This is a genomic window from Mesorhizobium sp. M8A.F.Ca.ET.161.01.1.1 (genome assembly GCF_004792105.1).
In the GTDB taxonomy this organism is placed as follows: Bacteria; Pseudomonadota; Alphaproteobacteria; order Rhizobiales; family Rhizobiaceae; genus Mesorhizobium.
Genome location: NZ_SRTD01000027.1, coordinates 29,458 through 48,979 on the forward strand (window position 1 = coordinate 29,458; position 19,522 = coordinate 48,979).

Genomic DNA, 19,522 nt, shown 5'->3' on the forward strand with positions numbered 1-19,522 from the left:
CGCACAGCACGAAATATTGGAGGTCGAAACAAGTGGCAAGAAGAGCGCTCATCTTCATTGAATCTTCAAGTAATGGTTCCCGATACGTCAAAGCGGCTAAGAATCTTGATCTTTTACCATTTGTTATGTCATCTGATCCAACTCGGTACGACTATCTTGCGGCGGAAGGCATAGAGGCGATATGTGTGGATACAGACAATCTCGATGCGCTAATCCGCGAATGTTCCCGCCTGGCTGAGAACTATGACATTGCCGGCATTACCGGCTTTCCGAACCCCGGCGAATGGGTCTATGCGACAGCTGGCAGGCTCTGTCGGCATTTCGATCTACCTGGACCGAACCCGGCATCGATTGAACAGTGCTCCGACAAATTTATTCAACTTCAGCTTCTTGCGGAGGCTGGCGTTCCCCTCCCTCTTTATCGCTTGGCAGCGGATGCGGCGGACGTTAAAAGCGCCGCCGCCGAAATCGGCCTGCCGGTGGTTCTTAAGCCAGCGGTAGGCAACGCCAGCAGCGGGGTCCGGTTGTGCCGAAACGTCGATGAGTTAAAGGAACATACGACTTATCTATTGGGTGGGAAGCACGTATGGCGGTTTTCACCCAGGATCCTGGTCGAAGAATTCGCGCAAGGTCCCTACTATTGCTCCGAGATAATGGGAGATGAGGTCATCGGGATTTACGGCGGTGAGGTCGGCCCCGAGCCGTACTTCGTCTTTCGTGAATACACCCTACCGGCCCTACTGACTGATGAAGAGCAAGAGCGGATTGTTGAACTTTCCCTGACCTGTTTGCGCGCTCTCGGCCTTGGTTGGGGACCCACCTGCATAGAATTCCGTTGGACGAACCGTGGCCCTGTGGTTATTGAAGTTAACCCGCGTCTTGGTGGTGTGCCCGGTCCTCAACTGGTTCAGCTCACTTACGGGCTCGATCTCGTCACCGAGCACATCAAGCTTGTCATCGGCGAGGAATCGAATTTGCGCAGAATGCATTCGCGCACTGCGGCCGCGCGTTTTTTGATACCTGATCGCGATGGCACTCTCGATTGGATCAGTGGCGACAGTCGGGCGGCTGCCATACCGGGGGTAGCCGAGGTCACGTTTTATGTTGAACCCAAGACGCCCATCGTTAGGAAAGGCGATCTCGGAGACTGGATCGGATGTGTCATCGCCGCTTCAGCCACCCGTGCGCAGACCGAGGCGATACTTCAGGAGGCTGTGGACTTAATCGGCTGGTCGATTGCACCATTTCCGACCCCTTAGTAAATAGAAGAAGCTAACGTCCGCGCACCATCGAAATAAGAGGCATCGTAGCCCCGTCGAGCGCGGCGGGGTACTGAAGGTGTTTGTCTGCGTTTTCTTTGCGGACCTGCATCGTGCTTTCTTGGCTGGAGAAAGTCCCATATGATACTTCTTTCCACCCGGTGTGTGAATTCCAGCGTTGCGCAAGGGCCGGACAGTACCCGGCCCTATCGCAACGTTTCAGGCCCGCAGTGCGCCAGACTTCTTAGCCGTCCAGGTGGCGATATAGTCCATCAGTCCTGGATTGAGGCAATCATAAGGTTCGAGCCCGATCGACTTCAGCTGTGACCTTATGCCGTCCATGCGGCTCGGATCGACACCGGATTCAATGATCGACGAGACAAAGGCGGTGAAGCCCGGCGGCGACCAGCCGTCTTCCTGGAAGCGTTCCGGATGGATGAAGGACAGGCCCTTGAACGGATGGTCGCGCTCGACCGGGCCGTGCATGTGGACGCCGCAGCCCGTGCAGGCATGGCGCAGGATCAGCGCGCCCGGATCGACCACCTTCAGCTTGTCGCCGTTTTCGGTCACGGTCACGTCGTTTGTAGCGGCAACCGCCACGACCGAGAACAATGCGCCTTCCGGCTTCCAGCATTTGGTGCAGCCGCAGGCATGGTTGTGGGCGATCTGGCCCTTGACCTTCACCTTGACCGGGTTGCTGGTGCAGGCGCAGACCAGCGTGCCGCCGGCAAAGTCGGGCTTTTCCCGTGGCAGTCCATTGTCGATTTTAGGATGCAGTTTTTCCGGCATTTTGTCTCCTCCCGTGTTGAGCATCTGCATTTTTCGGCCGCTGGCTGGTTAGCCGGCGGCTTTCTCCTCCTCAGTAAACCACCACACTCCTGATCGACTTGCCTTCATGCATGAGGTCAAAACCCCTGTTGATGTCCTCGAGCTTCAGCGTGTGGGTGATCATCGGATCGATCTCGATCTTGCCGGCCATGTACCAGTCGACGATCTTCGGCACGTCGGTGCGGCCGCGCGCGCCGCCGAAGGCGGTTCCCATCCAGGTGCGGCCGGTGACCAGTTGGAACGGCCGCGTCGAGATCTCCTGGCCGGCACCGGCGACGCCGATGACGACCGACTTGCCCCAGCCGCGATGCGAGGCTTCCAGCGCCTGGCGCATCACCTTGGTGCTGCCGGTGCAGTCGAATGTGTAGTCGGCGCCGCCGATCTGGTCGGCGCCACGCTTGGTCATGTTGACGAGGTGGGGCACGACATCGCCGTCGATCTCCTTCGGATTGACGAAATGCGTCATGCCGAACCGCTCGCCCCATTCCTGCTTGTCGTTGTTCAAATCGACGCCGATGATCATGTCGGCGCCGGCAAGTTTCAGGCCCTGTATGACGTTGAGGCCGATACCGCCGAGGCCGAAGACCACGGCTGTCGCGCCGATCTCGACCTTGGCAGTGTTGATCACAGCGCCGATACCGGTGGTGACGCCGCAGCCGATGTAGCAGATCTTGTCGAAGGGCGCGTCGGGGTTGACCTTGGCCAGCGCGATCTCGGGCAGCACGGTGAAATTGGAGAAAGTCGAGCAGCCCATATAGTGAAAGATCTTGTCCTTGCCGATCGAGAAGCGCGATGAACCATCGGGCATCAGGCCCTGGCCCTGGGTGGCGCGGATGGCCGTGCACAGATTGGTTTTTCGCGACAGGCAGGAATGGCACTGGCGGCATTCGGGCGTGTAGAGCGGGATGACGTGGTCGCCCTTCTTGAGCGAGGTGACGCCCTTGCCGATATCGACGACCACGCCGGCGCCCTCATGGCCCAGAATCGCCGGAAATAGGCCTTCCGGATCGGCGCCAGACAGCGTGAATTCGTCGGTGTGGCAGATGCCGGTCGCCTTGATCTCGACCAGCACCTCGCCCTCACGTGGGCCGTCGAGATCGACCTCCATGATCTCCAGCGGCTTTCCGGCGGCGACAGCGACAGCGGCGCGCGTTTTCATGATTTATATCCTTAATCTTGGCTACTGGCTTGTTCGCTTCGACATGTCATGTGACTGACTAACACGGATGTCTCTTGGTGTCCCTGATCAACTGATATCAGCTAATTGCCGGCAGCGTTTCTGCAAAAGCTGCCTGGGCACGGAACAGGCATACTCACATTGCAAATATGAGCAACTTGGTAGATCTCCTCGTTTGTCTCAGCCAGCCACCGTTTAACCCACGATTTCTTTGCTGGCGATTTTCTTTTCGATCTGTTTCGTGGACAGTCCCTTCAAAGCCCACGCCACCGCGTGCTGGCCTGTGGCGTCCAGGACATGGTTGTTACCGAGAGCTTCGGTTCGGATGAGAGTGACATCGTGGCCTAGCGCCTTCGCAGCCTGATAGTAGTCCTCCAGGTTCAAAAATAGCGCTGACTCATCCTTTTCATCACCAATGACAAACAAGCGACGGCGAGGATTCATCGCGATCTTGGACAGATGCACAACCGGGTCATAGATATTATCCGCTCCATCGTACCCACTGCGCTCCAGGCTACCCCTGCGCAGCCCATCCAGGGACAGGCAAGCGGCTGAAAATGCGACACATTCTACGTCCGGAAATTGCGTCAGCAAATAACTGGCTACACTACCGCCGCCGGACTGTCCCGCAAATCCGTAACGCTTGATATTATGGCGTGCGATAAGCTGTCGAACAGCCCCCGCAACGAGCTCCATCTCGCGCATCTGGCGAGCCAAACTGTGTTTGCCCGACGACCCATAGAGTCCCGGCCGGGCGATCTTGACGAACGGCATTCCGAGCGAAGACGCTGTCATATTCGCATAGGTCTGCTGCCTCGCAACGCTGTTGTCCTCGTACCCCGCAGGTTCTCCAAACCACAAGCGATCGCCATGTATGTAGAACACTGCCATTGGGGTCCGATTGGACAAACCGGACGACCAGTGGCGGATACAGTCGCATATTCCCTCGACCTCAACCCAAACACCATTGCCGTACGCCAGACACTCAGCTTCAGTGCAAGCGGGCACGCCCTGTGCCACGCTGGCGACAGAGAATATCTCATCATGCAACGCTAACTGAGCTGAAGTAGACATGATGCTGCCTCTTGGTATTATGGACGCCTAGGCGTTTAGGAGGGCCGATATATTGAAATCAACCTCTTGAAGACGCCGTCTGGTAATGTCCTTACCGCCCGCCAGAAGGCGGCGCGCTGCCATGTGGTCTCGGGGACGATTAACGCTTTCAACGCTGACGCAGACGTCGTCGCGGAAATGAAACACAGAAACATCCGATTTCTCTCCGCGCCGCGATTCAGAATGGGTCGTCTCGCTAGATAGACCCGCAATCTGGATTTTCGACTCGTACTGATCGGACCAGAACCAAGGTACGGCGTGGTAGACTTTGTCTCCTCCAGCTATCGCGTTGCCGGCTATGCGGGCCTGATCGATCGCGTTCTGCACCGATTCAAGGCGGATCCCCGCGCGGTTGAACTCACCAGCGAACGTGGCGCAGTCTCCCGCTGCAAATACGTTGCTCTTGGAGGTGCGCGACCTATTGTCGACAATAATCCCGTTTCCCACATGCAACTCGAGCTGCTGCGCGAGCTCGAGATTGGGCTGAGAGCCGACCCCAACAACGACGATATCCGCTTTCAGGATCAAGCTGTCGTCCATTTCGAGACGATTGATCTGGCCGCTGGGGCCAATGATCGGGCGCACCTTACGGGAAGTGATTAGGTTCACCCCGTTTTGTGCGTGAATTGCCGACAGCAATCTCGAAAGTTCCGGGGATACCGCGCGAGCCAGAACCCGGTCCGCAGCTTCCACTACCGTTACGTGTTTGTTTTGCCGAACAAGGGCAGATGCGACTTCGAGACCAATGAACCCTGCGCCGATAATCACTACCTTTTCCGCACCAGGGATTGCCAAGCGAAGATTTCGGGCATCTGCAACGCTGCGAACGTAGTGCAGGTTGCCGGGGCATGTTTCGAGGCCGGGCAGCGTGCGCGCACGGGCGCCTGTTGTCAGGGCCAGGGTGTCGAATGGTATGACAACGTCGTTGGACAGGGTGGCACGATTCCCACGCCCGTCAATCGCGACGACTTTCGAGCCCAGCTCTACTTCAATGGCCTTGTCCCTGTAGAAGGCTTCTGCCCTTAGAGGCATGAGCTCCTCACCAGGGTCCTTGAGATAGGACTTGGAAAGGGGCGGCCTATGGTATGGAAGGTCGCCTTCATCACTAACGATCAAGATCTCTTCCGCATAGCCGCTCTCACGCGCCTGGCACGCCAACTCGGATGCGGCGTATGAGCCCCCGACTATCAGTAGTCTCTTTCGCATAAGGCGTGCTTCCGCCGTCGTTGGATTGCTGCAAAAAAGGGCCGCAAGAGGTGATAGGCTTGCGCTAGAATCCGGAACCAGGTGCCAGCCTCACGGTCAAACCGTCGAGATCTTCAGTCAGCTTGACTTGACAAGAGAGTCGAGAGTTCTCCTGCCGCTCTTCAGCGATGTCCAGCATGGCATCTTCAACATCGCTGACTGGCTTTAGCTTGCTGGTCCATTCATCTTCCACATATACGTGGCACGTCGCGCATGCCGCACAGCCGCCGCATTGGGCCGTGATGTTGAGGCCTGCATCGCGGATAACGCTCATAAGAGTTTGTCCGGCTACATCACGGATTTCGACTCTTGCGCCGCCCTGGTCGTATACGACTATTCTCACCCTGATTTACCTCAAAATAGAACGTTGAGTGGTCCGTAGGAACGATGGGAATAGTTCCTAAAGCGTGGCGGCTCCATGGACGGATCAAGCCGTAGCTCGGGAAGCCGTTCGATAAGGCCCTTCATGCCTTCACGCATTAAAAGCCGGGCAAAGTGCATGCCTGCGCAGAGCCGCGGGCCAACGTTCAGGGCCAGATGGTCATTCGGCGCTTTTCTGGTGAGATCCAGGGCGTGTGGACAACTATAGTGTTCCGGATCGCGGTTCGCGGCCGCGTGCAGATTGCAAATCACGTCGTCCTTCTTCACCGAAACACCCAAGACCGATACGTCGTGGTTCGCTACGCGGAAGCGCCATTGCACGGATCCCAAAAGCCGCAGGGTCTCTTCCACGAAGACGTTGAGGGTTGCTCCCTGATCGTTTGTGATTGCACGCCGGGCTTCGGGATTAGTCAGATAAAGGTAGACCGCGTTGGCAATGGCATTTGCCGTCGTTTCTCCTGAGCCAATGGCAGAATCTCGTGTATTATGGAGAACTTCCGTTACCCCGAGGCCAGGATAATCTTTCTCGCCCTGCGACCAGAGCAAGCTTATGAAATCGTCTCCGCGCTTGTCTTTTCGTTCCAGGACGAGGGGAAGGAACAGCTCGTTCAGCTTGTCCGACGCATGCTGAGCTTTTTGCATCAATTCGCCGCCGGCATTTTTCATACCGATCCAAGCCACGATATCCTTGTGCCACTCCGCAACCTGCGTGACGAGCGCATCGTCCTTCCACGGGAGCCCGAACATTGAGGCCATTACCCGCTCTGGAATGGCCTGCGCATACTCAGTGACGAGTTCAGCACCGCCCCTTTTCTGGAAGCGGTCTATCGCATCGTTGATAACGGGCAACACGTGGTCAACTCGGTATTTTGTCATGGCACTGGGGCTGAGAAGCTTGAGATAAACCCGCCGCATGGCCGCGTGTTTCTCACCGGTCATCACCGATACGCCGGTCGCCCCGCCATTGATCTCGAGCGTCTTCGGCGATGCGTCGACGTACATGATCCGGAAAGTTTCTTCATCGGATTCCGTAATTTTGCAGGCATCGTAACTGACGGCGAGCCAGCAGTTCATGCCGGGGTCCCACACCAAGGGGCCGCGCCTCCTGAGTTCATCGTAACTTGGGAACGGGTCCACGTCTGCCAGCGATAGCATCGACCAATCGGGGGAAGAAATCGGCGTCAAGGCAGGTGTCATGATGGCGTTCCTTGATCAAAATAGTGTCTTATCGGTTCCAGGTTGCGAGAGTATCCGTACACCAATCGCGGGATGCTTTCGGGAGAACGGCTCCAAGGGTGGCGTTGAAGCTGCGCGTACGCTGCTGTTCGCCCGACACAACCACGCACCACGTTTCCACCTCTAACGCCCCATGCATTGCCAAGCCGTCACAAGCCCGCCCTAGGGCTCTCAACAGGCGCTACGTAGCTTCGTCTGATCGCTAGGCACGATCATGGGGAAGCGTGACCAGGTGCAAATTAGGCCATGCATGGCCTGCATACGTGTCAAAAGATGATGCCGGTTGAAATAGGCTCTGCATAGTCTTGCGTGGCATGAAACGGATCTACAGGAGGGACCGTCCAGCGAAGTTAAAGGCAAAGAGCGTTGGCCGCTTCTCGAGCCATTTTGAGCCCGCGTCAATCATTTTGGGCGAGGCCGATCCTGATCAGATGGCTTCCTTTACGGCGCGAAGAAACTGCTGGGTCCTCTCCCTTTGCGGGTTTGAGAATAACTCTGCTGGGGTACCTTGTTCCTCAATCTTGCCGCCGTAGAAGAAACACACCCTGTCAGAAATATCGCGGGCGAACCCCATCTGATGCGTCACCATCAGCATGGTCAGGTTATGTTCCGCGACGAGCTTCCTGATGACGTTAGTGACCTCACCAATAACTTCTGGGTCAAGCGCGGATGTGACCTCGTCAAACAGCATAACCTTCGGTCGCATTGCTAGCGCGCGGGCGATTGCTACGCGCTGCTGCTGGCCGCCTGACAGCCTCGAGGGGTGCTGATCCATTTTATGAAGCATGCCGACCATTTCGAGCAACTCGACACAGCGGTCGCGAGCCTCGGCTTTTGGCATGTTTAACACCTGAACCGGGCCCTCCATGCAATTCTCCAGGGCAGTCATGTGGGGAAAAAGATTGAAATGCTGAAAGCACATGCCGATATCGGAGCGGCGGCTGCGAATGTATTTTTGACTAGCCGGGACCAGCACTCCATTCTTTTCCATGTGGGTCAGGGGCTTTCCATCGACGTAAATACATCCTCCATTGATTGTCTCCAGTGTCATCAAGACTCTCAATACGGTTGTCTTGCCTGATCCTGACGGGCCTACGATGGTGACCGTTTCTCCTGCCGCCACATCAAGGTTCAGGTCTTCAAGCACAACGATCGGCCCGTAGGCCTTTCGCACCTTTCTGAAACTCACGACGGGCGTGGTATCGCCAGTGAGTTGCAGGGGCATGTTCATAAGGTTGGTCATGTTAAGTTCCTAACCTATGGCGGAGATACCGTTCCAATAGGTTCACCAAGCCGGCTGAAGGCAATGAAATCGCTAGGAATATCACTCCGACCGAAGTGTAAGGCTCTAGGAAACGGTAATTCTCGGTTCCAATAGCGTTGGCCGTGTGCATCAGCTCTGCGACACCTATCACCGAGAGCATCGGGGTGTCTTTGAATATACCAACCAGATAGTTACCCATTCCTGGAATGCAGAGCGGGATTGCCTGAGGGATGACGATTCGAACATAGGTCTGTTTGGTGGACATGTTCAGCGCGGTTGCCGCCTCCCATTGCCCATGGGCGACCCCTTCGATCCCGCCGCGATAGACTTCGGACAGGTAGCAGGCATAGTGGAGCCCGATGGCTAGCATCCCTGATACCCATGGACTCAGCCGAACTCCAAATTGTGGGGCAACGTAGAAAACAAAAAAAACCTGAACGAGGAGCGGTGTCGAGCGGATAAACTCTATCAGTTCACGAATGAGCCAACGCAGGACTGTAGCATTGCCACGCTGAACAAGGGCAAGTGCCAGACCCAGCACCATAGCAATAGCATAGCCGGACAGTGCGGCAATGAGGGTGTTGCCCGTGGCGTGTATCAACCGCGGTAAGATTTGCCAGGTGAAATCCCAGTCCCATTTGAACATGACTCAAGCTGAGCCCAACTTGGAGCGCATTCGCTTCTCGAGACTGCGCATACCGGGAGTCAGCAAGAATCTCGCCAATATGTAGTAGATGACCAGCGCTGCGCCGAAAACCTGGGCCGACAGAAATGTCTGGCCGTTGATCTGCTTGGCTTCGAACATGACGTCCGAAACCGATATTAGGGACACGAGGGCCGTGGCCTTCAACAACTCGATCAAAAGATTGCCCCAGGCCGGCAATGCAATCACCAGCGCCTGGGGGAGGATAACGCGCCGCATCCGCTGGGCTGGAGCCATATTGATGGCCAATGCGGCTTCCCACTGCCCCCTTGGCACTGCAAGAACGGCGCCCTTAACCAGTTCGGCGCCGTAAGCCCCGATGTTCAAGCCAATCGCCAAACACCCTGCGGTAAACTTCTCGATTGTAAGGCCGAAGAGCGGAAGCACGAAAAAGATCCAGTAGAGCTGGACCAATAGGGACGTGCCTCTGAACAGTTCGACGTAGCAAACGGCGACCGCTCGCAGAAGGGGCGTTGGCGCAAGCTTGCAGAGGCCTGCGATCATCGATAACGCGATGCTTAGAACCGCCGAGCATGCAAAAATAAGGATCGTCACCCAGGTGCCTGATAACAACCGGGGCCAGTACTGCGCAAGAAACTCTAGAAAACCCATAATCTATCCGCTAGCAGGACCGGGATGCGGGCTCCCAGCGGGTGCCCGCATCCGCTGTACCTTACCGGTTTGAGCAAGCCCACTGGGTCGTGGTGGGACCCGGAAGATTAACCTCGGACAAGCCGTACGGCTTAATGGCCTCGATCATCCGAGGAGTCCCAACGTATCTTTTCAAGGCCTCGTTGAACTTGGCCAAGAAATCAGCGTCCTCCGTGCGAAACCCAATGCCCACCCAGTTCTGTGTCCATTCGGGCAGGTCCGCGGGGTTTGTAGCTTCAAACTGGCCGTTCGACCCATCCGCCATGGACTTCACTTCGAAATAGGTCATACCGCCGGCGTCCGCGCGGCCCGATTTGACCGCGGCCAGGACCTCAGACGGTCCTGGCACCTGTGTTATCTGGTCGTCGCTCACGCCTTCCTTTTTTGCTGCCTCGATCAGGTTTGCGCCTGAATAGGTGACGAATGCAGCGTTCTTCTGAAGGATATCCTTGTAGTTGTGGATGCCCTTGGGATTTCCGGCGGGCACCAGAAACGCATCACCGGTCTTCGCAATTGGCTCAGAAAACGCAACGTTCTTGCAGCGGCTTCCCAGGATGTACATTCCACCCGTGATTATGTCATAGCGGTTGGCCTGCAGGCCGGGGATAAGGCCGCCCCAATCGGTAACGGTGGTCTCGAAATTGGTCAGGCCCATGTCTTTCAAAATGCCGAGCGCGACGTCGTTCACGAACCCCTTTGGCTGGCCCTTGTCGTCCGGAAAGGCATAGATCGGCACGTTAGAGAACCCGATCCGGATCGGCTGACCGGCGCTGATGCGGTCCGAAAGTGGACCTGCAGTTACCGTGTAGGCGCCTGCGAACAAGGAAATACCGGCTGCTAGAATGGCTGTTCCCATTTTGGTTTTCATTTTGCTACCCCTTACTGCCACGATTGATCGTGGTTGATTGCGGCTGCCTGTGGCAAAGATGCAACCGACCGTACTTGCGCATCATGGAGCACTCTTTGCATGGTATTTCGCCAAATGTGCCGGATGGGCGAAACGTTCCAACCATAAGTCCAGCTTTTTTGAAATGTTAGCCATCTTTTCCAAGGGCAGCCTCCACGACGTTCACCCAATAAGCCACGCCGTACGGGATTGCGTGATCGTCAAAATCGTAAGCGCCATTGTGCAAAGCGGCCGAAGGGCCATTGCCGATGAAAATGAGGGCTCCTGGGCGTGCCTGCAGCATGTAAGCGAAATCTTCTGCAACCATGGCCGGCCTCAATCTGTCGTCTACCGCTGCCGCGCCGGTGCCTTGAGCCGCACGGATGGCAAGAGCAGTGGCAGCGCTATCATTCACTGCCGCTGGAACCGATCGGCGGTACCGGTAGGCAATGTCGCCCCCGAAAGCTTGCGCGATTTTCCGCGCAACGAGCTCGATCTGGGTCTCGGCGAAGTCACGCAGGGAAGGGGCCAATGCGCGGACGGTTCCAGCCAGTTCAACTTCGTCGGCGATCACATTGTAAGCATTCGAGGCCCTGAGTTTCGTGACGGAAATTACCAGCGACTCGATTGGATCGGTGCTGCGCGACACAAGTCCTTGCAGGCCAGTGATGACTTGGGCGGCGATAACGACCGGATCGACCGCAAGGTGCGGGGCTGCAGCGTGCCCGCCGCGACCTTTTACAACGATATCGAAATCATCTTGGGAGGCCATCATCGAGCCTGCGCAGATCGCGAATTTGCCTACATCGATCCCTGGCCAGTTGTGCATTCCGAAGACCTGGGAGATGCCAAAACGGTCCAAAAAGCCGTCTTCGACCATCTTGAGCCCGCCCGACGGCAATTCGACCTCCTCGGCCGGCTGGAAGATAAGCGCGACGGTGCCTCTGAAACTCCTTCTTTGGGAAAGGTACTTTGCAGCACCAAGCAGCATCGCCGTGTGGCCGTCGTGACCGCAGGCGTGCATCTTCCCGGGGGTCCTCGAGGACCAATCCTTTCCAGACACTTCATGGATGGGCAAGGCGTCCATATCTGTACGGAGGCCGATAGTCGGCCCGTCGCCGCCTTCGCCCTGGATGAAAGCGACGACGCCGGTGCCGGCTATGCCGGTTTCGATATAGTTGATTCCAAAGGACACCAACTTTTCCGTGACGAAACGTGCCGTCTCATGCACAGCGAAGTCGAGTTCGGGGTTTTGATGAAGATGCCTGCGCCAAGCTGTAGCCTCGTCGGCCAGATGATAAAACTTCTGGAACATGCTGACTCCATTCATCGGCGCCTGTCGTCCTACGGAGCGCCATGTGGCTGGCATTGTGCAGATTTACAGGAAACATTTGGGATATTTTGGTCAAAACACGCATTGGGATGAGAGGAAACGATCACGCTTCCATCACGATTGCAATGATGGCTCCATTTGCATGGGGTAGCGTTTCGTTACGCCTCCGATCTTGCAACGAGCATTTCGGATCGCTAATGCCACATGATGGTTTCGCATCTGAGGTGCAGGGATGATAGATGATCTTGACCGCCGGATACTCGGGGCGCTTCAGAAGAACAACAGGCTGTCGTTTGCCGAGCTTGCGGACCTCGTGGGTTCGTCTGCTGCCTCATGCATGCGCCGGGTCAACAGGTTACGCGCCGACGGGGTTGTGACCGCTGATATCTCCTTAGTCGACCCCAAGGCGCTCGGGAAGTCGTTGACAGTGGTCGTCACCGTAGAACTCGACCGTGAGCGTTTGGACCTCGTCGACGACTTCAAGCGAGCGATGAGGACGGCAAAAGAAGTCACTCAATGCTATATGATCACAGGCGATGCCGACTTCGTTCTTATTGTAGCGGTGGAGGACGTCGAGGCCTTCGACGTTTTTGTAAAGACCAAACTCTACACAAATCCCAATGTGCGCAAGTTCAAGAGCATGATTGCGTTGGACCGAGTTAAGTTTGAGCCCCGGGTTCTAGTGTAGACACTTCAAGGCTGAACGTTTCCACCACTCCCACCCGGTTTTTGAAGCGTGCATTTCGGCCGGCGCGCCACTTTGATCGCAATCAGCGCATCGAAGTCTGCGATTTAATTGGATCGCGGGGTGACCCGTGGTCGGACCAAAGGGCTTATGGCCCCGGTCGGGTCGACACCGGCACGCGCCGCGTGCTGGGTGGTCCGAGGTGCGCCAACATTCGAACTGCTGGGACGTGGAGCCGCTGGGCGGTCTCGCGGCGGTAAATCGTGATCGGGTGTGCGAAGCGCCTGGATTGAAAGATTTGGAGGACTCAGGAATGACACTTGCTGCAGCCGAACCTGCAACATCTCTCCCGACCATAGAGCAACGGCACCTGGATCAACGACAGTATCCTCATGGCGTAGCCTTCATGGACGGTCAGTACCTGCCGATGTCCGAAGCCAAAATATCCGTCTTGGATTGGGGCTTTCTGCATTCCGATGCCACCTACGACACCGTCCATGTATGGAACGGACGGTTCTTCAGGCTGGACCTGCATCTGGAGCGGTTCTTTCGCGGCATGGAAAAGCTCCGCATGAAGCTTCACTACAACCGCAGTGAGATCGAGAAGATTCTGTCAACCTGCGTGGCGCTATCTGGTCACAAGTCGGCATATGTCGAAATGGTCTGCACGCGAGGTGGCTCGCCCACCTTTAGCCGTGACCCGCGGGAATCGGAGAATAGGTTTATCGCATTCGCGGTGCCGTTCGGATCCGTCGCGAACAAAGAGCAGCTTGAGCGCGGCCTGCACGTCGCCATCAGCAACACCGTTCGGATTCCGCCCAGGTCGATCGATCCGTCCATCAAGAACTATCACTGGCTCGATCTGGTGAAAGGCCTGTTTGATGCGTATGACTACGGTGCCGAAACTGCATTGATTGTCGACATCAACGATCACATTGCCGAAGGGCCTGGCTTCAACGTTTTCATCGTCAAAGCCGGCCGTCTAAAGACCCCGGCTTATGGCGTCCTTGCCGGCATTACCCGGCAGACCGTATTTGATCTATGCAGCGAACTGGGCCTCTCTGTCAGCGCCGGCGACATTGATCGCGACGAGCTGAAGGGTGCCGATGAGGTTTTCATCACATCCACAGCGGGCGGGATCATGCCCGTGTCCAAGATTGACGAAACCGTGATAGGCGGCGGCAAGGTCGGTGGACTGACGTGCCAGCTGACACATCTGTATTGGGAGAAGCATGCCGACCCCGCATGGTCGACCCCGGTAAATTTCGGATAGTGCCGCGATATTTGTCGAAAAAGCCTTCCCATTGGGGAAGGCCGTGTTGCCGTGAGTTTGCCGATGTCCGACGCTTTCATCTTGCATCTCTCCAACGGACTCGCCGGCCTGAAATCAGCCGGGCTCTACAAGTCCGAGCGGGTGATCAGCTCGACCCAATCGGCCGAGATCGAGGTCGGCGGCGAGAAGGTGCTGAATTTCTGCGCCAACAATTATCTCGGCCTCGCCGACAGCCCTGAGCTGCGCGAGGCCGCCAAGCAGGCGCTCGACCGATATGGCTACGGTATGGCCTCGGTGCGCTTCATCTGCGGCACCCAGGAAGAGCACAAGGAGCTCGAAGCCACGATTTCCGCCTTCCTCGGCATGGATGAGACCATCCTCTACGGTTCCTGCTTCGACGCCAATGGCGGCCTGTTCGAGGCGCTGTTCGGTGAGGAGGATGCAATCATCTCCGATGCGCTGAACCACGCATCGATCATCGACGGTGTGCGGCTGTCGAAGACAAAGCGCTTCCGCTACGCCAACAACGACATGGCCGAGCTCGAGGCGCGCCTGAAGGATGCGAAGGATTGCCGTTTCCGGCTGATCGCCACCGATGGCGTGTTCTCGATGGACGGCATCATCGCCAACCTGCGAGGGGTCTGCGACCTCGCCGAGAAATACGATGCGGTGGTGATGGTCGACGATAGCCACGCGGTCGGCTTCGTTGGCAAGAACGGTCGTGGCTCGGCCGAACATTGTGGCGTCGAGGGCAGGGTGGACATCACCACCGGCACGCTCGGCAAGGCGCTGGGCGGTGCCTCGGGGGGGTACACATCGGGCAAAAAACCGGTGGTCGACTGGCTGCGCCAGCGATCGCGACCCTATCTTTTCTCCAACACGCTGATGCCGGCGATTGCCGGTGCCTCGCTGAAAGTGTTCGAGCTGATCCGGCATGGCGACGCGCTACGCGAGCGCCTATATGCCAATGCGGAACGCTTCCGGTCTCAAATGGGTAGGCTGGGCTTTACGCTTGCTGGTGCCGATCATCCGATCATTCCGGTGATGCTGGGCGATGCCGCCCTTGCGCAGGAGATGGCGCAGCGAATGCTGAAGCGCGGCATCTATGTCATCGGCTTCTCATTTCCTGTGGTGCCGAAAGGCCAGGCGCGGATCCGCACTCAGATGTCGGCTGCGCATTCCAGTGCGGACATCGACCATGCGGTAACGGCGTTTGCGGAGGTAGCTAAGGAACTTTCGATCATATGATCGGTGGTCTCTAACTACCTCTTCGGGGAAAGCGCAAATCGTCAGCGTCTCTTCCCCATCAACATATCTGCGCTAGCTGCTTCGGCGCCCGATCTGTGAGCAGTTGCGCCTTTCCTTCAGTAACCACGACTGTTTCCTCGTGCAGCACGATTTTACCTGGCTCGTATTCCAAGGCAGGCTCAATGCAGAGCACCATGCCTGGCTGCAACACTGTCTCGTCCTCCAGTCGAATTGACGGGGGCTCGGTCAGCCGCAACCCAAGGCCGTGCCCCATGCGTCCGTTGCTGTTGAGGTCCGCACCACGCGAAGAGAGTGCCTTGGCCATCTGTTCAAAGACAAATCCGGCAGTAAGCCCCGCTCTTACCGCTTGAAGCCCAGTCTCGTGCGCTTCCCAAACCTTTTCCTGAGCATACCGTAGGGCATCTGTAGCCCTGCCAATCTGGTAATTGCGATCGTAATCGCAGAAATACCCGTCGAAGGTCGTGCCTGTGTCGATGAAGAGCAGGTCGCCATCAGCGATGGGCCGGTCCCTTGGGCCGCCCGTAATCTCGAAAGGCCCTCCGACATCGGATCTGCAAATGAGGGTTGGGATTGCGCCGGCGCCGCCAGCATTGAGGCGACCGCGGAATTCCCGAAGGATCATACGCTCGGTATCGCCGACCTTAACGAAATCGGGCACCTGGGCGTATACGGCACCTGCGATGTCGATGGCCTGTTGGATTTTGCTGATCTCGGCCGGGCTCTTGATCATGCGAAGCTGCCAAATGAGGCTTGCGCCATCAATAATCTCGACGCTTTTCAGACCGCCGCTGATCGCATTCAATTGCGTTACCGGGATTCCCAGTCGCAGTTCGAAACCAAGTTCAGCTCCGACGCGTCCGTGTCGGCGGGGTAGGCCCGATATCGCCTCGACAACAAGAGATGTGCCCTCGTCTTCTGGGCGAGGCGAAGGCCAGGATCTGATTTCCTTGACCCACGTCTTCTCGATGATAGCCCTTCCGATCTCCGGAATGATTGCGAGGGGCGCACCGGTAGCAGGGATTAACACGAACCAAGGTCGGGTATAGCTCTCCCAGAATGTGGAATCGACACCGATGAAGTAGCGGATGTTGTCCATCGACGTGAGCAACAAGCCGTCTAGGCGATGTTGACCCATTAACCGCTGAGCCCGGGCGACCCGTTCTTCGAACTCTGTCGGCGCAAAGCCGTAGGAGGCTTCCTGATCCATCTCTAACCCTGTTCCCAAACGTTTTGCGCCGTGACAGCAGCATTTAGCCACCAACCTAAGGGCAACCAGTGCGCGGAACATTTCAAAATAGGGCCAGAGGCACAGGCCCTATTGCAAATGTGCCCTGATTGGCCGCCAGATCTCCGATCTCTGGCCCGGCAAGATCGAGGCGCTTCGCTGGTTGCCTGAGTCAGGCCGCCTGTGAGCGGTCAGCCCGGCTACAAAGTGAGGGCGGTCTGCGGACGCTTGGTTGAGCCAGCGTGAACCGAATCCGGCGGCCAAGGCACCGTAAGCCTTCCGAATGCAATCTCAAAGCGGAGCATTGAAGCACCACTTGCTTCTGGAACGCGACCAAGTGGTCGCCAGTATCGAGAACCGCAATGCTCAGGGCTTCAGGCCCTTACCGTTTGCTGTAAAGCACGCCTGACTAATGATTGAATTGGCAAATGTCAATGTCAGTTTGGTCATCTGTAGTCCCTTGAGCTTGATAACAGAGGCGGCTCTATGCCGCCAAACGTGCATCGACCGGAAGATCCGTAGCCACAACTGTGGCCAGCGTCGCCGACGTAGCGGCAGAAAGCGTCCACCCTAGGTGCCCGTGACCCGTATTATAGAACACGCCCGGAACCCGGCTCTTGCCGACCCGTGGCATCATATTTGGCATCATCGGTCGAAGCCCCGCCCATGGCACAACGTGCTCAGTTGCCACTTTCGGGAACATCATACGCGTCCAGTCTACCAAAGGTCTGATGCGATCCTCACGGATGTCGAAATTGACACCATTGAACTCTGCGGTGCCTGCTACGCGCAGGCGCGCTGCGCCGAGGCGGCTGGTCACGATTTTTGCGCGGTCGTCCAGAATACTTACCCAAGGTGCCAGATCTGAGGCAGACCTCTCCAACCCCACCGTAATTGAATACCCTTTCACCGGATAAACGTTGACGCGATCCCCGAACATCGCAGCGATATCGCGACTGTTCGTTCCCGCACACACTACAATGCCGTCGGCTTCCAGCGTCTGATCGGCGCCACCGGTCGTATAAGCGAGGTCAAGGCGATCCCTGCGTCCAATCCGAGTTACCGCAGCATCATAGATGAATTGGGCACCACGCTTTGTGCAGGCCTTCTCCAAGCCCGCGCAATATTTGTGGATGTCGCCGGTAGAATCCGAAGGGGTGTAAAATCCTCCATAAAAATTACCATGCAGGGCAGGTTCAATGCCGGCTATTTCGCCGGGCGTCACCGATCGACGATCGAGGCCGCCCTCGTTCAACATCTCGTTCACCTTCAACGCATGATCGAAGGCGGCTTTGTCCCAACAGACATGCAGAATCCCGCGACGGACGTGATCAAAATCGATCCCTTCTCGGTCAGCGATATCGAAGAGGTGTTTACGGGCCGCGATAGCCAAACGGGTCGTTTCAATGGTGTTCTCGCGATATCGCGAAATATTGGACACGAATTCCAGCAGCCAGGTGTACTTGTGCCATGACGGAGTGGGGTTCATAAGAAGCGGCGCATCCCGCCGAAGCATCCACTTGATCCCTTTGAGGATGGTGGACCAGTGATTCCAGACTTCTGCATTGCTTGCGGACAGCTGGCCACCGTTGGCGAATGAAGTTTCCATCGCCGCATAGCGCCGCCGCTCGACCACAGTTACGTCGTAGCCTTGCTCTATCAATGCGTAGGTCGTCGACACGCCGGCAATTCCGGCGCCGATGACAACTATTTTAGGCATTCTAACCTCCGAACGGTGCAACGGGTGCGAGGCTGGCCCGCGGCGAATCCCCAAATCTGTCTCGGGTACCTGAGAGCTTGCTGCGTCGGCGTCGGCATTTCGCCGATCTCTCCCGCTGTGCCTGATGAACGGTGGAGCTATACGACGATAACTCTTGCCATAGATCGCCATTTTCTCAGGTTAATTGAAACATACGGACCATTTTTGTGGATTTCTGATCGAAACCCATCGAGAGATGACTCACCCAATCAGACAGGGCGGCTTGGCCTAGACCAGCCACTCCGACTGGGGTCAATTAGCACCTCAACGTGGGTCTGGCCGCGGAGGTCGGCGCTGGCTCCTGGCCACCGAGGAACACCGATAGGCCGGCACAGCGGGCCAGCGAAGTTAGACTTCAAGCTGCGCGACATGCGAGATTTCGCGGTATTTTCTGTGACAGCGCTGCGCAGACCCGAATGTCGGAAGATGATAGACATTGGCGGGGAAGTGAACAGATCGACGATGGGGTTTTGGATAGAGACGAACCGCTGAAGCTGGCGTGGTGACTGGAAGCGCTTCGTGATCCGTTCTCGTCGTCGCACAGGCAGGCGGGAGTTTTCGGCCAATTGTCAAGCAACGTTGTGCCGGTGATGTTCGACCTCCGACAAGATCTCTATGCCGGCGACGGCAGAGGAGCCGAGCTTGTCGGTGATCATCACGCGCAGAGCATGGCCCTGCTTTTTCAGAGCCTGCGCATCAGCTGCTTTGCAGCCTTGGCATTTCTGCAGCTTTGCACCAGAACGTCGAGGACAAAGCCGTTGTATCGACAGCCAGCCAAAGCCACTCCTTCTCGACCATTTCTGTGACATGCACGATGCAGCCGGCGGCGTCGGTTCTGTCGCCTCGCCTCTACCGATGTTGATCCAATGGCTCTTACCGTCGACGGCGTCGACGATCATGTAATGGCGGTCATTGATCTCGTCGGCCAGTCCACGCGCGACAACGCGACCGACGAGAGACTGGACGGGCTCGCCGGCTCGATCGTGGATCACCCAGTCGGCGGTACTGCGGGCAAGCCCCTTGCCGGTCAGTTCGCGGTGCATGGTCTTGATGATGTCCGCCGCGTTCGCCGGTGCGGCGCAGCGTGGCTTCGAGCTCATCGTCGAGGCATCCGCTCGAGCTTGCGCAGCCGTCCCTGGTGCAGCGTCTGGCGAATGGCGTCGGGACCGCCCGGCGAGACCAGGCCGTCATCATCACGCATGCTGAGCAGCCGACGGTCGATGCTGGTGAAGCGT

Annotated in this window: 18 protein-coding genes and 1 pseudogene; 4 read left to right on the forward strand and 15 right to left on the reverse strand. The window is 57.1% G+C overall.

Annotated features, from left to right (window positions below):
• The first annotated feature begins 32 nt into the window (after positions 1–32).
• A complete protein-coding gene (locus EN804_RS32940; protein WP_127309747.1) occupies positions 33–1,259 on the forward strand; it encodes an acetyl-CoA carboxylase biotin carboxylase subunit family protein in 1,227 nt (408 codons plus the stop codon).
• Between the two features lie 219 nt (positions 1,260–1,478).
• Here the strand turns inward: EN804_RS32940 and gfa are convergent, their stop codons facing one another.
• The 11 genes from gfa to EN804_RS32995 form a co-directional block, all read right to left on the reverse strand.
• Positions 1,479–2,048 carry an S-(hydroxymethyl)glutathione synthase gene (gfa, locus tag EN804_RS32945; RefSeq protein ID WP_127309746.1) on the reverse strand — a complete coding sequence of 190 codons (570 nt, stop codon included), beginning with the start codon at positions 2,046–2,048 and terminating at the stop codon, positions 1,479–1,481.
• Between the two features lie 70 nt (positions 2,049–2,118).
• Positions 2,119–3,246 carry an S-(hydroxymethyl)glutathione dehydrogenase/class III alcohol dehydrogenase gene (locus EN804_RS32950; RefSeq protein WP_127309745.1) on the reverse strand — a complete coding sequence of 376 codons (1,128 nt, stop codon included), beginning with the start codon at positions 3,244–3,246 and terminating at the stop codon, positions 2,119–2,121.
• Positions 3,247–3,459: 213 nt separating this feature from the next.
• Positions 3,460–4,338, reverse strand: a complete 879-nt coding sequence (locus EN804_RS32955) for a hypothetical protein (protein ID WP_127309744.1) — start codon at positions 4,336–4,338, stop codon at positions 3,460–3,462.
• 27 nt (positions 4,339–4,365) lie between these two features.
• Positions 4,366–5,583, reverse strand: coding sequence for an FAD-dependent oxidoreductase (locus EN804_RS32960; protein WP_127309743.1), 1,218 nt, complete (start codon positions 5,581–5,583; stop codon positions 4,366–4,368).
• 64 nt (positions 5,584–5,647) lie between these two features.
• The gene (locus EN804_RS32965; protein WP_127309742.1) at positions 5,648–5,965 is read right to left on the reverse strand and encodes a 2Fe-2S iron-sulfur cluster-binding protein; all 318 of its coding nucleotides are present in this window, start codon (positions 5,963–5,965) and stop codon (positions 5,648–5,650) included.
• Positions 5,966–5,976: 11 nt separating this feature from the next.
• The gene (locus EN804_RS32970) at positions 5,977–7,200 is read right to left on the reverse strand and encodes a cytochrome P450 (RefSeq protein ID WP_127309741.1); all 1,224 of its coding nucleotides are present in this window, start codon (positions 7,198–7,200) and stop codon (positions 5,977–5,979) included.
• Positions 7,201–7,666: 466 nt separating this feature from the next.
• Positions 7,667–8,482, reverse strand: a complete 816-nt coding sequence (gene ehuA / locus EN804_RS32975; RefSeq protein WP_127309740.1) for an ectoine/hydroxyectoine ABC transporter ATP-binding protein EhuA — start codon at positions 8,480–8,482, stop codon at positions 7,667–7,669.
• Between the two features lies 1 nt (position 8,483).
• Positions 8,484–9,149, reverse strand: coding sequence for an ectoine/hydroxyectoine ABC transporter permease subunit EhuD (ehuD, locus tag EN804_RS32980; RefSeq protein ID WP_127309739.1), 666 nt, complete (start codon positions 9,147–9,149; stop codon positions 8,484–8,486).
• 3 nt (positions 9,150–9,152) lie between these two features.
• Positions 9,153–9,818: an ectoine/hydroxyectoine ABC transporter permease subunit EhuC gene (gene ehuC / locus EN804_RS32985; RefSeq protein WP_127309738.1), complete on the reverse strand. Its 666-nt coding sequence runs from the start codon at positions 9,816–9,818 to the stop codon at positions 9,153–9,155.
• 61 nt (positions 9,819–9,879) lie between these two features.
• Complete coding sequence (locus EN804_RS32990) at positions 9,880–10,725, reverse strand: transporter substrate-binding domain-containing protein (protein WP_127309737.1); 846 nt, start codon at positions 10,723–10,725, stop codon at positions 9,880–9,882.
• A gap of 166 nt (positions 10,726–10,891) precedes the next feature.
• Entirely contained in the window at positions 10,892–12,058 is a 1,167-nt protein-coding gene (locus EN804_RS32995) for an amidohydrolase (RefSeq protein ID WP_245478204.1), read from the reverse strand.
• A gap of 250 nt (positions 12,059–12,308) precedes the next feature.
• On the opposite strand from EN804_RS32995, the gene EN804_RS33000 reads away from it, so the two are divergent.
• The 3 genes from EN804_RS33000 to EN804_RS33010 all read left to right on the forward strand — a co-directional run bounded on the left by EN804_RS33000 (position 12,309) and on the right by EN804_RS33010 (position 15,282).
• Complete coding sequence (locus tag EN804_RS33000) at positions 12,309–12,764, forward strand: Lrp/AsnC family transcriptional regulator (RefSeq protein WP_127309735.1); 456 nt, start codon at positions 12,309–12,311, stop codon at positions 12,762–12,764.
• A 310-nt stretch (positions 12,765–13,074) separates the two neighbouring features.
• Complete coding sequence (locus EN804_RS33005; protein ID WP_245463536.1) at positions 13,075–14,034, forward strand: aminotransferase class IV; 960 nt, start codon at positions 13,075–13,077, stop codon at positions 14,032–14,034.
• A 63-nt stretch (positions 14,035–14,097) separates the two neighbouring features.
• The gene (locus EN804_RS33010) at positions 14,098–15,282 is read left to right on the forward strand and encodes a glycine C-acetyltransferase (protein WP_127309734.1); all 1,185 of its coding nucleotides are present in this window, start codon (positions 14,098–14,100) and stop codon (positions 15,280–15,282) included.
• Positions 15,283–15,340: 58 nt separating this feature from the next.
• Here the strand turns inward: EN804_RS33010 and EN804_RS33015 are convergent, their stop codons facing one another.
• From EN804_RS33015 to EN804_RS38885, 4 genes and pseudogenes are all read right to left on the reverse strand, one after another.
• Positions 15,341–16,510 carry a Xaa-Pro peptidase family protein gene (locus tag EN804_RS33015; protein ID WP_127309733.1) on the reverse strand — a complete coding sequence of 390 codons (1,170 nt, stop codon included), beginning with the start codon at positions 16,508–16,510 and terminating at the stop codon, positions 15,341–15,343.
• Between the two features lie 207 nt (positions 16,511–16,717).
• Positions 16,718–16,978: pseudogene (locus tag EN804_RS38880) on the reverse strand (heme-binding protein); the annotation flags it as partial.
• A gap of 34 nt (positions 16,979–17,012) precedes the next feature.
• Positions 17,013–18,248, reverse strand: a complete 1,236-nt coding sequence (locus EN804_RS33025; RefSeq protein ID WP_127309732.1) for a D-amino acid dehydrogenase — start codon at positions 18,246–18,248, stop codon at positions 17,013–17,015.
• 608 nt (positions 18,249–18,856) lie between these two features.
• Positions 18,857–19,330: a DUF3363 domain-containing protein gene (locus EN804_RS38885; RefSeq protein WP_348631115.1), complete on the reverse strand. Its 474-nt coding sequence runs from the start codon at positions 19,328–19,330 to the stop codon at positions 18,857–18,859.
• Between the last annotated feature and the right edge of the window lie 192 nt (positions 19,331–19,522).

Coding starts and splice junctions, on each gene's coding strand:
- ehuD (WP_127309739.1), bottom strand. CDS start 9,149: ATGTTCAAATGGGACTGGGATTTCACCTGGCAAATCTTACCGCGGTTG.
- ehuA (WP_127309740.1), bottom strand. CDS start 8,482: ATGACCAACCTTATGAACATGCCCCTGCAACTCACTGGCGATACCACG.
- EN804_RS32960 (WP_127309743.1), bottom strand. CDS start 5,583: ATGCGAAAGAGACTACTGATAGTCGGGGGCTCATACGCCGCATCCGAG.
- EN804_RS38885 (WP_348631115.1), bottom strand. CDS start 19,330: ATGCACCGCGAACTGACCGGCAAGGGGCTTGCCCGCAGTACCGCCGAC.
- ehuC (WP_127309738.1), bottom strand. CDS start 9,818: ATGGGTTTTCTAGAGTTTCTTGCGCAGTACTGGCCCCGGTTGTTATCA.
- EN804_RS32995 (WP_245478204.1), bottom strand. CDS start 12,058: ATGTTCCAGAAGTTTTATCATCTGGCCGACGAGGCTACAGCTTGGCGC.
- EN804_RS33015 (WP_127309733.1), bottom strand. CDS start 16,510: ATGGATCAGGAAGCCTCCTACGGCTTTGCGCCGACAGAGTTCGAAGAA.
- EN804_RS32970 (WP_127309741.1), bottom strand. CDS start 7,200: ATGACACCTGCCTTGACGCCGATTTCTTCCCCCGATTGGTCGATGCTA.
- EN804_RS33010 (WP_127309734.1), top strand. CDS start 14,098: ATGTCCGACGCTTTCATCTTGCATCTCTCCAACGGACTCGCCGGCCTG.
- EN804_RS33025 (WP_127309732.1), bottom strand. CDS start 18,248: ATGCCTAAAATAGTTGTCATCGGCGCCGGAATTGCCGGCGTGTCGACG.
- EN804_RS33000 (WP_127309735.1), top strand. CDS start 12,309: ATGATAGATGATCTTGACCGCCGGATACTCGGGGCGCTTCAGAAGAAC.
- EN804_RS32955 (WP_127309744.1), bottom strand. CDS start 4,338: ATGTCTACTTCAGCTCAGTTAGCGTTGCATGATGAGATATTCTCTGTC.
- EN804_RS32950 (WP_127309745.1), bottom strand. CDS start 3,246: ATGAAAACGCGCGCCGCTGTCGCTGTCGCCGCCGGAAAGCCGCTGGAG.
- gfa (WP_127309746.1), bottom strand. CDS start 2,048: ATGCCGGAAAAACTGCATCCTAAAATCGACAATGGACTGCCACGGGAA.
- EN804_RS32990 (WP_127309737.1), bottom strand. CDS start 10,725: ATGAAAACCAAAATGGGAACAGCCATTCTAGCAGCCGGTATTTCCTTG.
- EN804_RS33005 (WP_245463536.1), top strand. CDS start 13,075: ATGACACTTGCTGCAGCCGAACCTGCAACATCTCTCCCGACCATAGAG.